At 43.4% G+C, this 12,320-nt stretch carries 11 protein-coding genes; 5 read left to right on the top strand and 6 right to left on the bottom strand.

The genetic code is table 11. The features are described from left to right. The first annotated feature begins 88 nt into the window (after positions 1-88). Positions 89-625 (top strand): carboxymuconolactone decarboxylase family protein, encoded by a 537-nt coding sequence (locus tag MUCPA_RS11150; protein ID WP_008506450.1) that lies wholly within the window; start codon positions 89-91, stop codon positions 623-625. A 189-nt stretch (positions 626-814) separates the two neighbouring features. Here the strand turns inward: MUCPA_RS11150 and MUCPA_RS11145 are convergent, their stop codons facing one another. The 3 genes from MUCPA_RS11145 to MUCPA_RS11135 form a co-directional block, all read right to left on the bottom strand. Further along, positions 815-1,876: a DNA polymerase beta superfamily protein gene (locus MUCPA_RS11145; RefSeq protein WP_008506449.1), complete on the bottom strand. Its 1,062-nt coding sequence runs from the start codon at positions 1,874-1,876 to the stop codon at positions 815-817. Beyond that, on the bottom strand, positions 1,873-2,628 hold the full coding sequence (locus MUCPA_RS11140; protein ID WP_008506448.1) for a nucleotidyltransferase domain-containing protein: 756 nt from the start codon (positions 2,626-2,628) through the stop codon (positions 1,873-1,875). Before MUCPA_RS11140 ends, MUCPA_RS11145 begins: the two co-directional genes overlap by 4 nt. Positions 2,629-3,651: 1,023 nt before the next feature. Continuing rightward, positions 3,652-5,235: a TROVE domain-containing protein gene (locus MUCPA_RS11135; RefSeq protein WP_008506447.1), complete on the bottom strand. Its 1,584-nt coding sequence runs from the start codon at positions 5,233-5,235 to the stop codon at positions 3,652-3,654. Between the two features lie 101 nt (positions 5,236-5,336). Here MUCPA_RS11135 and MUCPA_RS11130 point away from each other — a divergent pair, with 101 nt between their 5' ends. Together MUCPA_RS11130 and MUCPA_RS38220 are read left to right on the top strand one after the other, a co-directional pair. Further along, a complete protein-coding gene (locus MUCPA_RS11130) occupies positions 5,337-5,720 on the top strand; it encodes a hypothetical protein (RefSeq protein WP_008506446.1) in 384 nt (127 codons plus the stop codon). A 507-nt stretch (positions 5,721-6,227) separates the two neighbouring features. Next, positions 6,228-6,404, top strand: a complete 177-nt coding sequence (locus MUCPA_RS38220) for a hypothetical protein (RefSeq protein ID WP_169316165.1) — start codon at positions 6,228-6,230, stop codon at positions 6,402-6,404. Positions 6,405-6,521: 117 nt separating this feature from the next. Here MUCPA_RS38220 and MUCPA_RS11120 read toward each other — a convergent pair whose 3' ends face one another. Beyond that, the gene (locus MUCPA_RS11120) at positions 6,522-7,577 is read right to left on the bottom strand and encodes a serine hydrolase domain-containing protein (RefSeq protein WP_217220471.1); all 1,056 of its coding nucleotides are present in this window, start codon (positions 7,575-7,577) and stop codon (positions 6,522-6,524) included. A gap of 402 nt (positions 7,578-7,979) precedes the next feature. Here MUCPA_RS11120 and MUCPA_RS11115 point away from each other — a divergent pair, with 402 nt between their 5' ends. Beyond that, positions 7,980-8,621: a hypothetical protein gene (locus tag MUCPA_RS11115; RefSeq protein ID WP_157543870.1), complete on the top strand. Its 642-nt coding sequence runs from the start codon at positions 7,980-7,982 to the stop codon at positions 8,619-8,621. Positions 8,622-9,243: 622 nt separating this feature from the next. Next, positions 9,244-9,801, top strand: coding sequence for a DUF4231 domain-containing protein (locus MUCPA_RS11110; RefSeq protein ID WP_008506442.1), 558 nt, complete (start codon positions 9,244-9,246; stop codon positions 9,799-9,801). Positions 9,802-9,892: 91 nt separating this feature from the next. Here MUCPA_RS11110 and MUCPA_RS11105 read toward each other — a convergent pair whose 3' ends face one another. Together MUCPA_RS11105 and MUCPA_RS11100 are read right to left on the bottom strand one after the other, a co-directional pair. After that, entirely contained in the window at positions 9,893-10,477 is a 585-nt protein-coding gene (locus MUCPA_RS11105) for a hypothetical protein (protein ID WP_008506441.1), read from the bottom strand. A 290-nt stretch (positions 10,478-10,767) separates the two neighbouring features. Next, positions 10,768-12,270, bottom strand: a complete 1,503-nt coding sequence (locus tag MUCPA_RS11100) for an RtcB family protein (RefSeq protein WP_008506440.1) — start codon at positions 12,268-12,270, stop codon at positions 10,768-10,770. Positions 12,271-12,320 lie beyond the last annotated feature (50 nt).

Here is a 12,320-nt window from a genome sequence, read left to right as displayed (position 1 = left end):
CCATCGGGAACTCTGTCTATTCATTAGGGGTGCCTGCTGTTGCACCTTTGTATTGTTCAATAAAAACAACGCAATTGAAAATACAGCAATGAAAAATTTCCCAATCCCAACTAAAGAACAAGTATCTCCCGCTAACCAGGCTATTTTTGAAAGCCTGAATGGCATGGTAGGTTTCGTACCTAACTTATATGCTATTTTTGCTCATTCTGAAAATGCATTAGGCAACTACCTCGCTCTCCAAAACGGTAAGACGTCCATCCGTGCCAAAGAGCGCGAGGTGATCAACCTCGTAGTGAGCCAGGTAAACAACTGCTCTTATTGCCTGAGCGCTCATACGCAATTCGCAAAAATGAATGGCTTTACCGACGAGCAGATCCTGGATATACGCAGGGCCGATGTCGGTTTTGACGCTAAATTAGATGCTTTAGCTAAACTGGTTAAGGCTACAACAGAAAATCGCGGTCGTGTTAGCTCTGAAGTTTTAGAAAATTTTTACGCTGCCGGTTATACTGAAGCAAGCCTGATCGATGTAACCATGGTGATCGGTGATAAGATCATCTCCAATTACCTGCACGCCTTAACAGATATTCCTGTCGATTGGCCGTTAGCACCAGCTTTAAACTAACCAGTCAACTCTAAATGCTTTGGCGATAATTAAATCGCCAAAGCTCAACTGAGTGATTGTTCTATGCGTAATCTATCTTCACGACTTCAATGAGATTAACGAGGGGCGTTGTTAGACAATAAAATGGGTAAGATAGGGTTCACCCGATTTGATTACGTAGAGGCAATTAATTAGCAGACCCTGAGTAGCTCAATAAAAGGCAGTCCTGATCTGGATTAAAATACCCTGGGCCATTTGAGTATCAGGCCTGTCAGGCAGTGTTGATTTTTCATAAGCCGCTTTGATCTTTTCCATCTTTTCTTCAACCATCCGCATTAGCTCATCATACTCAAATTCACCATTGCGGATCTTCAGCAGGAAATCACGATCATCACGTTTAACGATCACTTGACGGTATAGTGCAATTTCTTCGGCCATATTCAAGAGCCGGAAAGTGTGCATCATATTTTTAGCATCATAACTTTTGCCATGTGATAGCGTACTTCGGTAACGTTGTTCATTGCGCTTTGCCTCCCATTCCTGGTACTCTTTATATTCCCTGCAATAGATGGAGTAGCTATCCTTGTTAAAGGTCATTACAGCGATGTTTTCTATTCCTTTAGGGACAGAACTTAATTGTACATCATCTGCATCAACACCTGACATAATGCCTTTAAATCGTCCTTCCGTTAATTGCTTTTGATGGTACAATAAATACACATTTCTGAAATGATCCAGATTAACTAAGCCGCATTCTTCTTGTGTAAAGTTATGTTCTGTTAGCCATTCCCTTAGCGGGATACTGCCATTGTTATGCATCACGAAGCAGAAGTGTAATACCGATTTACGTTCGGCATCCAAAGGTTTATTGATCTTTTTGTTTAAGCCTCTCGCTTTTTTGATCTGTGTTTGCGCATAACCCGCAAATGTATCCAGGCAAAGTTTTGATAGGAAATCTTCCGGTTTGATCAGGTCCATTAACGGGTGGCGAAATAAGATGTGTTCTTTTGGCGTACTTAACAGTTCCAGTATGTTGGGATTATTTTTCGTCAATAGCTCCAGGAAACGGCCTATCTCAAAGTATACTTCATCGTTGGTGGAATTGGCTATCTGATCTTGTCGCTCAAATCCATAAAGCTGCTTTTGCGGCATAATGAATATACCTTTCTTATCCACATCAGAGCCTGTAACATTCAGGTTATAAGCTATACTACCGCTGATACAATCCAGCAGGATCAGTTCTTTTTGCTGTTTTAACTGCTCGTAGTTCATGGCTGGATATATTTTCTAAAGAGCTTATTCAATTCATCAGGGTACTTCTTTTCGGACGGAAGCTCAGATATACGCTCTTTGCACCAATCAAGCGTATCACTCAGCCATTGGTTAAGTATTGTAACAGGTGCTATCATTGCTTTTTCAACCGCATCTTTTTTCTTTTCAAGTAACTCATCTATGGCATTTTGAACTTCAGTATTGGTTATCATGCCCCTTAAAGGCTCAAATTCCATCGGCGGTACCGTTTGCTTTTCTATTATCCACAAACACGCCAACGCCGGGCGAAGGGAGTAGAAATAACGTTTCAGCTTAACCTCTTCGGTTTGTAGGTCGTCCCGGAGTGTATTATATGCCATTGACAGGTAATGGTTAGCACCTGATCGTAATGAAAAGTATTCCGGCATCAGCTTATGCAGATCATCAGCGAAAGCGGTATGCTCCTGATATACGATTGGCGATTGCAGCCATTCGTACAGTGTACTGTTTGATTTCAGAAATAGCGTTAGTGATTTTTTGATATCCCAACCACCTATGTCCAGCACCTCGTTAACAGGAAGCCCCACATGATCTGGCAGCTCGGTTATACCCAGGTAATTGTTAACCGGTCTGACGTATATAAAGCGAACGTCAAAATCACTATCAGGCGAGGCAAAGCCCCAGGCCCGGCTGCCTGATTCGCAGGCGTACAGTATTTTTATATTTTCCGATTGCTCCAGTTCGAGCAGTTTTTGGAGGATAGTTTCCGTCATAAATTCAATGATATAAGGTTACAAAATATAAATGAAAGAGCAATAGTCAGCATGTGTCTTATGGGAGTCGAACCCTACCGCTTACACGGTTTCACCAGGCGAAGTATCACACACTTACGGCATCTTTCATTATGTTTTAAAAAAGGGCAAAAAGCAACCGGTGAGTTTTTACTGAGCTACTTGCGACCTAAATCGCCGGGTGGATTTGAACCACCGGCCTTCCCTTTCGGGACGCTCTAACCGAAGTATCACCAGTTTACGGCACCTTTCAGGTTTTAAAAGAAGAGCAACAGGTAACCAGCGATTGGTATTTGCGATTGACAGTCGAAGTAACGCTGATCTACGGCATCTTCTTTTATATCTTGAAAAAGGGTAAAAAGCAACAAGTGACTATGGTTTTGTGCTGTCCTCTAATCCAACTGAGGTACCTTTTTACAGGGCCGGACTCGAACCGGCGACCGCAGCGTTATGAAGTAACACTCGTTTACGACACCTTTTATATTTTATAAGGAGCGACAGGCGAACGCGGGACGGGGGCTCGCTTGTAGGGACTCGAACCCTCAGCATAGCTTACACCACACTGCCCACCCCCTTCATGAGCGAAGTAACCCGTTTCTACGGCATCCTTATATGTTCAATTCGTTTTTTGTTAAAAAGGGTAACAGTTAACAAGTGCTTTTTTCTCTGTGCTCTAACCATCTGAGCTACCTTTTTCAAGGGTCGGACTTGAACCGACGACACCAGTTTTGGATTGCGAAGTAACACCTGTTTACGACACCTTTTTATTTTCAATATCTTTAAAAGAAGGGCAACAGTCAACAAGCCAATCTTTCACAGTGCTCTATCCAATTGAGCTACCCTTGCGGGAACGGACTCGAACCGCCAACCCCTGCGTCCCTAATCGAAGTAAGACTTATTTACGACACCTTCTTTTATAAGCCCCTAACCCCCCTAAAGGGGAAACTGACTTGCAAAAGCTGAATACGCAAATCAAAAGCTCCCCCTTTAGGGGGCTGGGGGGCTCTACAGCTCTGTTTTATTAATAGCATCCAGCGCCGAGCCACCGTTTTCTAAGGCTGCTAACACCTCAAAAACTTTATCGCTCCAGCCGGCTACCAGGTACACATCATTGCGTAATATTTGCAATGGCGCTTGTCCGTAGCCTTTCAGGTCGAACAGGTAGAGTTTCGCGCTTGGCGATACCTCGGCCTTGTACCGTAACCATAAAGTTTGGATATGGTCGGCAGTGTTGTTGCTGTTCCATAACTGGCCATCGGTAAATAAAAATACCTTGTCCAGTTGTACCTTACGCTGTAATATATCTTTGATAATCAGGTAGCCGTTAGTGGCATAACCCACCTCGCCCTCGCGGCGGTAAAACTCCTGTACGTTACCTAATATGTTATGGCGTGGTACGCTGATGGTTTTCCATTTGTCGCCAAACATACCTACCTCCACGTTTTTACAACGGCTTTGCAACAGCATGGCCAGCATCAAGCCCACATCGTATAAGAGTATCTTGCTTTTGGCAGATACCGGTACCTGCATAGATCCCGAAACATCGCAGGCTAACAGCACACGGGTGTCCTCGTCGAAACCTTTGATGTTGACTGCGCTTGCCTGTACAGCTTTTTCTAAAGCGCTCAACAGTTCACCAGTGTAACCTTTGTTACTGCCTTGCATTAAAGCGGTTAGCTTTGCCAATACACCTGGCGCAGGTACTTTGCTAACTACAGGATTGATCAGCTCGCGATAAGCCGCCAAATAACGGAACGGGAACTGCTCGGCCTTAGCTACCTCACCGGCATCAGCCAAACGGGCGCATACCTTCTCGAAATGTGCATAGCTTACTCCCGCCTCTTGTATGTTGCGCAGGTTACGCAATAAAGCCATGTAACCTAACTTGCCGCTGTCTATCAGCTCTTCCCACTTGGCGCGGAAGGCCAATGCCTTAGCCGCATCGCTCTCGTAGTGTACCTGGCCGATGGCCGATAACTCCACCTCCCAGGTGTAAGGCGTTTCTAAAGTACCGTTCACTATTTTGTTGAACAGCTCTTGCTGTGCATCATCCTTTGCCCGTGGGTGAACCAAAAACAAGGCATCGCGCAGTTTGATAGCGCCATCGCGGTTGTACTTGGCAAACTGGTACCCATCGAAACGGTTAAAGGCTTCGCTTAGTCCTTTTTGCAATTGCTTGCTCAGCCGGTTCAGCTTTTTGGTGCCGGTGCGTTGGTTTAGCAATTCGTAGCAGGCCAATAGCTCTGTGATCTCGTCCGCACGGTTAACTACCCCTGCCGTTGCCCGGGCGACCAGGTTATCGCCCGAGTGCAGCTTAGCCAATTCGGTAACCAGCACCAGCGGTACCGAACGCATATACATTTTGGTGCGGGCATACACCGCCAGCTTGGCTACAAAGCGTGGCTCGCAGGCATATATCAGGTGACGCAAGCGGTTTAAACGTGCCTCGTCTTTCTCGTAAAAACTATCGTTTAAGCTCCAGGTAACCACGGCTGTGTACAGCTCCATCTCCGCCGATAGCGTAAACGCCTTTTCGCCGGCATGGTTAACCGTTTGTGTTTTTGTTTTGCTTAACAGGTTGAATTTCATTTTGAACCTCCTTTTTTGTTTTGTTGATACAAAGATGAAGAGGTGCTGCGCAGTGTATTTGCGCAGGTAGAATTGTTTTATTTTTTTGCGATATTTATAAAATGGAGACAGTAACGCCTGGAAATGCAAACTATATTATCACACATTACATGGGCCTGCTTACTGAGCCGGAAATGATAGCATTAAAGCATCATCGCCACTCGTTGAAGTTACGCGAAATGCCCGATAGCGAAATACGAACTAAAATATATCTGCGCAATCAGTGGTTAACCGACGAGCCTGAAATATTAGCGCAATTGGAGGAGGGATATGTAAAGTTTATATTAAACTGCGCAGAGCGTATATTAAAAGAGCAGCCTAATGAAGTGTTTTTCAATTGGTGCCCTAAGTGCGGTAAATTGGCCAGGACACCACAGGCGAAGCAGTGCAGGTTTTGTGGGTATGACTGGCATGAGCAAGCCACAAGCGACAGTACCTTGCGGTAGCATTGGGGGCTGATAACCAAGTTTGCTGTGATAAAGAGTTTAGAATATGTATCCGGTATCAGTGCAAATTTTATGTTGATTAAAAATTTGATGAAACGATTATTAATATTTTACTAACAGCTTTAGTGGGCTATTCATGTAGCGCACAACAAAAAGTGGATTTAGAGAAATTGACATTTAGAGAAGATCCGCGGGTTATCGTAAAAGATCGTAAAAAATCTGCCGATAGATCAGAACCATTAACCTCTTTACCGGCTTATACCACTTATGATATTGGAGGTTACAGTTTTGGGCCTGTGTTATTAACGGAACATTGTTTGTTGCATTTTTGCTCAACTCTATCGAAGAGAAGAGATTAGTTGGGGTCATTATTGGATTTGAAACCACTGCAGAATCAGAAGCAATCTATAAGTATGTATCTCAACGGTATGGCAAGTCGGTGGTGCTTCAAAAAGAGGCTCAATTAAAAGATAGCCATAACAAGCCATACCAAGGCCCTCCGCTTTTTTGTGGAGAAACATACAGCCAGGTAAATCTTTACTGTTATCAAGCATTTATGAGTTTGTAGATGGTAAGCCGGTAAAGCATACAGACTTAGTGCTCATTAATAATGACCAGAAACCCGCCTATCAAACCAATTTTAAAACAGTACTTGACAGGGTGATCAAAACCTACACACCGTAACGGTATTAAATTAATAAAATATAGCGGAGAAGTATAAGCTGCATTGCTGGCCTACTTAGCATGATGACCATAAGCAAAGACATATGCGACAGGTAATTGACCTATTAATACAATAGCTCAATTGCGAACCTGTTTGCTATTTAAGTAAACATTTAATACATCTAATCTCATTTTGTTTAAATCAGTAGTTTCAGTATTCGACAACAATATGAGCGTTACTCCTTTATCTATCAAGTGTACCCAGTTCGATTCGTTACCGTAGCCACCACCTTGTCTCTCAGCAAAAACGGTATTTGTATTACCTATCTTTCTGGGATATACCCAAAAGCCAAAGGCTACATCACCCAGTTTTGGATAAGAAGTTAACATAGTATCCACCGTCGATTTTTTAAGCAGTGTATGGCTAAAAATAGCCTGGTCAAAAATTAATAAATCTTGTGCCGTAGAATACATCGCTCCAGCAGAAAAATGATTATCGATATAATGGTTAGTGGGCATGATCAAGGAGTCAACGCTACCCTCCTTATTGCGATAGCCTTCGTCCAGATCCGGTACAATATCTTCATGACGCAGGTAGTTGGTATTAAGCATTTTAAGTGGCATGAGTATTTTTTCACGCAGGATCACATCAAATGGCTTTTTGTAGATCTTCTCTATTATCCTGCCCAGTAAAATATAATCGCCATTGCTATAATTGAATTTAGTACCTGGGGTATCAATCAATTTCTCGGAGCAATATCGGTTAATGAACGTATCAACCGGCCACAAATTTTGGTCATAAGCTTCCGGAATAAACTTGGGATCCATTTCTTTTAAATAGCGGCCACTACTATAAGTTAGCAAGTTCCTGACAGTTACTTTGTGAGCGGCTTCGCCTTTGTATTCTGGGTAATAGGCCGCTATTGTTGAATCAAGATTGATCTTGCCTTGTTGGTACAGTTGCATAATCAGTACGGCAGTGAACGTTTTGGTTACCGAAAATATCTGAAATCTGCTTTTAGCGGAGAATGGAATATTATAATGACGATTTGCTAAACCAGTGTATTTTATATAATCTATTTTGCCATTTCGGGCTATTAAAACTGCCCCATTAAAATTTCTTTTTGTAATACAAGAATCCACTACTTTGTCAACCCGGTTTGACTGGCCCTTTGCCACATTGATGGTTAACATAACAATTAAAATAGAATAGAACAGCTTCATGTTAAGAAATGAGTATGCTGGGAAATTACACAATAAATGTTGAATAAGTGAGAATGAGGGGTTGAAATATAGCTGTTGTTTAATTTACCACGCATACCGGCAACCTGATTTGGACGAAAAGTAATATTTCCAATTCGGCGCTCCGTTATTCAAGGTTTACAACCATCGAATAACGTGGTTTTGAGATACTGTGCATAACAAAATCAACAACTTAGTGTTGATAAAAACGATGAGCCTGATCATGTATCAAGTTGTTTTTTGCCTGGTGCCGATTGGCATCTAAATATCATGCAGCTATTCCACTTTTTACGCTTTCTGGTAGTCGGCTTTATGGCACCAGTATATTGGCCGGGTTCGGTATTTTGATTTGACATGATGACTAAAATAACGTTTGCAATTAAAAACCAATACATCGAAACGCTGATCAAAATGATCGAACTTAATAACGATCATTACTGGCTGGATGCCTTTTTAAACCTACGAAGGGGAGGTATGCTGCCCGGCGGCGGTGCAGGTTCTTTAAACGACTGGGGCCCATCATATAGTGGGATAAAAGCCGATGCCTGGTACGGGCGGCTTTACACAATCTTGCGTGAGCTATTTGATCAGGAGCAGTTACCCGAATATCTCGCGGAACCTTCCCGGTTGGTAAAGGCGAATCAAACGCAGGTGATCCGTTGCCTGACCTGTCAGAAGAGCCATCAGCATCCGGCGATATTTGAAGCGTTTTTGGCTGTAAAGTTTTATAATAAAGTATTACCAACATTTACTACCGGCAATAAGTTATCGGATATTTTAAAACCAGAATTGTCCTTTAACAGCCCGGATGTGCTAAATTATCGTTCAGCATTGCTAAAAGCATACGCCGGGTGCGGTATTACGGTGTATGACTTCCTGTTCGGGGATTATATCTGCCCACACTGTAATGATTTAAAGCCGGAAACGGTTCATGATCGGTATCAGGTGGAAAACGATATACCAGAGATGCTATATCTTAAAAGACTGCCGATATGATATCAGGCTGGGCAGTTGGGGTTTTAAATACCGCTATTCGAAGAAACTTCGAATAATTATGCCTGGCTCTGACTACAGGCTAATTATCCGGCTTCGCTCTCGCATCGACCATCCGCACAATCCTCGGCTTAAACTTAGCCAGTACTTCCACCAGATCACTCTGCGCCGCCGTTACAGCGTGAGGCGGGCGGTTCTAAAAGTATGAGCGGCATGCTACCGCACTTTTAATACTTTGCTTAATATCCAGTTTAGTTTTAACGTTCAATTGTCCTCCACTACCGCAAGTGCCCTCGCTTGCGGTATTTAGGCAGTTAAAACGCTAATCAATCCCTGCAAACCGCAATACTCCCTGGCACTGCTGTACAAATATTTATCATAATTTTCGACAAGACCCGCTATTGCCTGCCTTCTTGACTACTTAGTATGATGACCTCAAGCGAGGACGCTTGCGGTTGCGGAGGGGAGTATGCGTTTATGCGCTTGCTTTAATTGCTTCTTCTCGTACCTGAATAGTTACTATAATTTTAGTATTTAACATAGGCCTAATTCAATTAATTATTCTATAAATGGTTTTCAATTGCTACTTTTACCTTAAAAGCCTACCAATAACACAATATTCATTATGGACGACGCATCAACCCAAGCAGATAACAAACCATGGTATTTTTTACCTGAAAGAGGTTTCTCCTCAATGACGCCGGAACAATATATAAAAGAGAGAATAACTCAATTCCGGCACTGGTATGATGTTAAAGCCTCAAAAGCCAAAAGACGGTTTATGGTGATGCGATCAATTACAGTCGTTGGCGGTGCTATCGTTCCAGTGCTAATTAATTTATCAGATAGTCCAATAATTAAATATTTGAACTCATTCATAAGTTTATTGGTAGTGATATTGGTTTCTCTTGAAAGTGTTTATCATTATCGGGAACAATGGAAAAATTATCGCTCTACAGAACAGCTACTTGCGAAGGAATACTATAATTTTGTGACAGGAGAAGGTGCATATAGAAACTTACAACCTCAAGAAGCTTTCATAACCATGGTCGAAAGAATTGAAAATGCAATCGAGTCTGAAAACGCATCAACTTTAAATGTCATGACAACTTTATCTGAGAAGAAAACAGGATCTGATCAATTAGATAATCCGAATAAAATTAAAAATCCCCCCAAAACTTAAAAGCATTATAAAACCCACTGCCACCGTAAAGCGTCCCGCTTGTGGTCTTTGAGCCGTTTGCAACAGCGGCAATTCTCACTTTATTCACAAATTACTTTGTTGCAATATCTTGAATTGTATTATCGATCTCGCATATGATCAATTGATAATTATTCCCATCAATCAAGGTCAAACTCATGTTTTCAGACGGAATAGAAATATTCTCGTTCATAATTTCATGTATCTCAGGATATAGGTATTTTATTCCAGACAGCAATCCGTTCATTAAATGAATATTTATCACATGTTCTACAGCATATTTTGGAAAGGCAAAATGCATTGGATACTCGAAAACAGAGATCAGTTTATTTTTATCTCTAACCCGGTAATTATGTGCTAATACATTGTTCCGAATGCTATATAGATCAGGAAAATATTTATCGCGTTCTGATATTATATATTCAGCAATTTTTTGTAATTTTTTAAATCGAGCTTCGTTCGACTTTGCATTTATTAAAAATTGATGGGTTACCTCATCATAAAAGGCACAAGTTCTAACCATCATATATTTGAATATGGGGACGAATAACGCTTCTGGTAATAGTTCATTTGAATTAAATGAATCCACTATGTCAGACATATCTTTGACTATAATATGTAAATGATAAAGTGATAATTGAAGATTTCTATTTTTCATTGTATCTAATTTAAAAAACTATTCTCTTACTTCTCCGCGTTAACGATTGCAGCGTATACCGGCCTATGTGGCTAAGGCCTGTGCAGTATAAGCGGAAAGCGTGGCCCGTCCGCAGGCGGGAAACGCCCAACTTGCACCGTGAAGCCGCTGCTACCGCAAGTGTCCTCACTTGTGGCTTTAGGACAAGCTAACCATGCATAACCACCTGCATAATTAGCGATTGCAAGCTATCACCCAATGGCAGAGTGTGAGCTTGCTATTCAAGCTCCCCCTTTAGGGGGCTGGGGGGCCTAATCCTCCGGCTTCTCCCTCGCATCCGCCATCCTTACAATCCTCGGATCAAACTTAGCCAACACCTCCACCAGGTCACTCTGCGCAGCCATTACGGCGTGGATATCCTTATAAGCCATTGGCGCTTCGTCCATATCGCTACCCATTAAGGTGATACGCTTGTCAACCAAGTTGGCAGCAATGGCAGCCTTATCCAGGGTTTTAAAGGCGGCGCTTCGGCTCATCAGTCGGCCTGCACCGTGGCTGGCCGAGTTAATGCTGCTGGCATCGCCCTTACCGCGTACTAAAAAGCCGGACGTACTCATGGAGCCGGGGATAATGCCCAGCACGCCCTCACCGGCTGGTGTGGCGCCTTTACGGTGTACCATTACTTCGGTACCATCGGCCAGGTGTTCTTTCCAGGCAAAGTTATGGTGGTTTTCTATCCTGGTAAGCGGCTTAACGCCTAAGGCACGGGCTATTTTGTTATGGATCTCGTGGTGATTGGCGCTGGCGTATTCACCGGCAAGGTTCATGGCTATCCAGTACTCTTGTCCTTCGTCTTTATCCAGGTCCAGCCAGGCCAGGTGTTTGGCTTCGGCAGGGAGCTTGGTTTTGGTCATGGCGATTTTCGAGTAATAGTCGGCCACCGAACCACCAAACCCACGTGAGCCGGAGTGCGAAAGCAGGGCCAGATACCGCCCGGCAGGTATCCCCGTAAGGGCATTGTCGGCAATGGTCAATTCGCCCCATTCTACAAAGTGGTTACCGGTTCCGCTGGTACCTAACTGGGCGTAGGCTTTATCCTTTAAACCACGGATCACCTTGGTTTCGCCCCAGGTTTTACTATCAAACAGCGAGCTATCGAAATAGCTTTTAGTGGTACACCCTATACCGAAATAGGTGTTATCCAACAGCAGGCTTTGCAGCTTGTGTTTCTCGGTGTCCACGGCTTCGGCAGGGATATCAAAGATGCTCAGGCACATCCGGCAGGCAATATCCACACCCACCGCAAAAGGGATAATGGTATTGGCCGTGGTAGCCAGCACACCGCCAATGGGCAGTCCGTATCCCTGGTGGGCATCGGGCATGAGCGCCCCGGCAACGGCTATGGGCAATTGCACTGCGGTACGCATCTGCGTAAGCGCGCCAACTTCAATATGCTCCAATCCCCAAACGGGGAAATCGGCTATTTCTTCCTTCAGCTTAAAGTTACTGCGTTGTTGTTTTACAAACTTGCCTTCTTTACGCAGGGCAATAACGTCTTCGGCCAGGTTTTTAAATTTACCGCCTTTTTTAAGGGCGTAAGGCATCGGGTCGTCAATCAGGGCTTCCAGGTTGGCCAGGATGTTCGGCTTGTCCATTACGCCGTGTTTAAGCAGTCCGTTAGCAACCCGGCTAAAGTTCACCAGTATTTCAACATCGTTAATGCCGAGGGCCTTTAATTCGTTGTTGCTAACCTTTAGCCCCCCGGCCCCCTGAAGGGGGAGTTGCTGAGCGCCGCTATCTTTTTCTGTAACCATTGTTTTATGATTTAATGATACAAAGGAATAGAGTAGGTGCGCAGTGTATT

Source organism: Mucilaginibacter paludis DSM 18603 (genome assembly GCF_000166195.2).
GTDB lineage: Bacteria > Bacteroidota > Bacteroidia > Sphingobacteriales > Sphingobacteriaceae > Mucilaginibacter > Mucilaginibacter paludis.
Note: the sequence above shows the minus strand (reverse complement) of the source record. Positions and strands in the feature narration are given on the sequence as shown.

Bases quoted from the DNA above. Each gene is read 5' to 3' on its own strand.
- MUCPA_RS11150 (WP_008506450.1), top strand. From the start codon at position 89: ATGAAAAATTTCCCAATCCCAACTAAAGAACAAGTATCTCCCGCTAAC.
- MUCPA_RS11145 (WP_008506449.1), bottom strand. From the start codon at position 1,876: ATGAACTACGAGCAGTTAAAACAGCAAAAAGAACTGATCCTGCTGGAT.
- MUCPA_RS11140 (WP_008506448.1), bottom strand. From the start codon at position 2,628: ATGACGGAAACTATCCTCCAAAAACTGCTCGAACTGGAGCAATCGGAA.
- MUCPA_RS11135 (WP_008506447.1), bottom strand. From the start codon at position 5,235: ATGAAATTCAACCTGTTAAGCAAAACAAAAACACAAACGGTTAACCAT.
- MUCPA_RS11130 (WP_008506446.1), top strand. From the start codon at position 5,337: ATGGAGACAGTAACGCCTGGAAATGCAAACTATATTATCACACATTAC.
- MUCPA_RS11120 (WP_217220471.1), bottom strand. From the start codon at position 7,577: ATGTTAACCATCAATGTGGCAAAGGGCCAGTCAAACCGGGTTGACAAA.
- MUCPA_RS11115 (WP_157543870.1), top strand. From the start codon at position 7,980: ATGATGACTAAAATAACGTTTGCAATTAAAAACCAATACATCGAAACG.
- MUCPA_RS11110 (WP_008506442.1), top strand. From the start codon at position 9,244: ATGGACGACGCATCAACCCAAGCAGATAACAAACCATGGTATTTTTTA.
- MUCPA_RS11105 (WP_008506441.1), bottom strand. From the start codon at position 10,477: ATGAAAAATAGAAATCTTCAATTATCACTTTATCATTTACATATTATA.
- MUCPA_RS11100 (WP_008506440.1), bottom strand. From the start codon at position 12,270: ATGGTTACAGAAAAAGATAGCGGCGCTCAGCAACTCCCCCTTCAGGGG.